This window comes from Candidatus Culexarchaeum yellowstonense, from assembly GCF_024707025.1.
Lineage (GTDB): Archaea > Thermoproteota > Methanomethylicia > Culexarchaeales > Culexarchaeaceae > Culexarchaeum.
Genome location: NZ_JANGFQ010000120.1, coordinates 1 through 2478, shown reverse-complemented (window position 1 = coordinate 2478; position 2478 = coordinate 1). Strand labels below are relative to the sequence as shown.

General features: G+C 37.8%; 2 protein-coding genes and 1 pseudogene. All 3 read left to right on the top strand.

The genetic code is table 11. The features are described 5' to 3' along the window. Positions 1-433: 433 nt before the first annotated feature. Complete coding sequence (locus MRT15_RS09335; RefSeq protein ID WP_304329819.1) at positions 434-1513, top strand: 4Fe-4S dicluster domain-containing protein; 1080 nt, start codon at positions 434-436, stop codon at positions 1511-1513. Beyond that, complete coding sequence (locus tag MRT15_RS09330; RefSeq protein WP_304329818.1) at positions 1510-2334, top strand: FAD/NAD(P)-binding protein; 825 nt, start codon at positions 1510-1512, stop codon at positions 2332-2334. The genes MRT15_RS09335 and MRT15_RS09330 overlap by 4 nt, the downstream gene beginning before the upstream one ends. Beyond that, positions 2331-2478: pseudogene (locus tag MRT15_RS12610) on the top strand (oxidoreductase); the annotation flags it as partial. The gene MRT15_RS09330 and the pseudogene MRT15_RS12610, both read left to right, overlap by 4 nt.

Below are 2478 nucleotides of genomic sequence, written 5' to 3'. Positions count from 1 at the left end.
AGAAGCCCTTATAAATGGTTCAGGATCATACAATTTAAATACTGGACCAATAATAAAACCGAAAAGTAAAAGCCAAATCACATCTGGAACCTTAGTTTTAACATAAAATAGGTTCCCCAAATATCCAAGAAAAACTGTGAAAGCAAATAAAAGAAATATGCTTATATTAACAGACAAGCAATACCACCCAAAACTGAAAGTCCATAAATAAATATTGTGAAAACTAAAGTTAAACCTTATGAATGGAACTTGCAATATCAGCGAAATGCAATATTATTAATCATAGAAATTTATATGAGGAGATCTAAACTTCAAAATATGGGTTACGTCAAGCAACTCAAATAGTGTAAGAGAAGTGACCAATGGAAAATATTATATTAATGATGACGTAAAGGTGTTTGAACAAATTATATGGGGAGTAGAGGGGCTATCCATGAAAAGTGTCATCATGATGGGCTCTGAAAACGACCTAAAAACGCTCTTTAACAAATTTAAAGGAAAAACAACGATAATAGGACCAAAGATCCCAGATGGGGAAATCGCCATAAGATACTGTGAATTAAATAATTACGATGAAATACCGAGAGGAGTGGAGGATTACCAAGAACCCGGCAAATACAGATTAATGCAAGGAAACTTCTTTAGACATGGTTTCGATTCCCCAAAGAGGTATCTACATCCACCAGCATTAAAAATAGTTAGGGTAGAAAAGGGACTTGAAATAAAGCCATACAATTATGACCCGAAAGAAATTGTGTTTTTTGGCATAAAACCATGCGATGTAGCAGCAATAAGAGTTATGGATAAAACGTTCACATGGAATAAAGATGCATACTATAATGCCCAAAGAGAGAAGATAACGATAATAGTGGAAAACTGCACAAATCCTGGGAAAACATGCTTCTGCGCCACGATGGGGGCAGGTCCCAGAGCCGCTGAAAACTTCGACATAGCATACACAAGGATAAATGGTAAAGTATTATTTGAAGCTGGAAGCGTTAAGGGGGAGGAAATATTGAAGGGATTGGAAACTTTAAAACCAGCATCAAATGAAGTTATAGCTGAATTCATCAAAGTGATGGATGAAGCATATGAAAAAGCAAAAGCACAATTCACAACAACAAACCTACCGGAAAAACTTGAAATAAACATTGCAAACGAAAACCTATGGAAAGAGTTATCTGAGAAGTGCCTCGCATGTGGAAATTGCACAATGGTATGTCCAACATGTTTCTGCTTCGACATATATGATAAATCACACCTAGACGAATACGTTGACAGAGTGAGATACTGGGATAGCTGCTTCACATACAAATATGCTGAAGTTGCTGGAGGACACTTCAGACCTGAAATATGGGCAATGTATAGGCAATGGATGCTACATAAATTCTCATACTGGAAAAAGCAGTTTGACGTTTTTGGATGCGTTGGATGTGGAAGATGCATAACTTGGTGTCCAGCTGGAATAGACATAAGGGAAAATGTTAAAAAAGCTTCTGGGGGGTGTAAATGATGGTTTACAAGGAATATATACTGAAAAAAGCATTAATAAGTAGGATAACGCAGGAAACGAAGGACACATACACATATCACATAAAGCCATTAGAAGATGAAATTAGGGGGGCTCCTGGACAGTTCAACATACTATACCCCTATGGAGGAGGGGAAGTGCCAATATCCATTAGTGGAATGGAAGATGGGGAAATTATGCACACAATAAGGTTTGTTGGGGCAGTAACCAGAATGCTAAGTAAAATGAGGGAAGGAGAAATAATTGGTTTAAGGGGGCCTTATGGAAACGCATGGCCATTAAATGAAAGTAGAAAGCAAGATATACTGATAGTTGCGGGCGGAATAGGGTTAGCCCCACTAAGACCAGTAATAATGGAAGTCAAGAGGAATAGATCAGAATATGGTAAATTGATGATATTGTATGGTGCAAGAACACCGCAAGACCTACTATACAGAAGGGAATTTGAAGAGTATAACAAAATAGAAGATTGCGAATTCCATGTAACAGTGGATAAGGGGGATGAGAAATGGACTGGGAATGTAGGGGTTGTAACAACACTAATACCAAAAGTAGAAGTAAACCCGAAAAACACCATAGCAATGGTATGCGGACCAGAAATCATGATGAAATTCACAGTGAAAGATCTTATGGAGAAGAAGGGGCTAGATGCATCAAGAATATACATATCCATGGAGAGACGCATGAGATGCGGTATAGGGCAATGCGGACACTGTCAAGTTGGACCATTCTTCGTATGTAGAGATGGCCCAGTATTCCAATACACAAAAATAAAGAGGTACTTCGAGGTGAAATACATATGAAAATTGCAATATTCAAATTTGCAAGTTGTAGTGGATGCAAACTTGAACTACTAAACCTAGAAGAAGAACTACTGGAGATAGCGGGTAAAGTTGAAATAGCATACTTTGTGGAAGCCTCAAGAAAGCTCATGAAAGGACCATACG

Excerpts from the sequence above, each read along its gene's own strand:
- MRT15_RS09335 (WP_304329819.1), top strand. The coding sequence starts at position 434 with ATGAAAAGTGTCATCATGATGGGCTCTGAAAACGACCTAAAAACGCTC.
- MRT15_RS09330 (WP_304329818.1), top strand. The coding sequence starts at position 1,510 with ATGATGGTTTACAAGGAATATATACTGAAAAAAGCATTAATAAGTAGG.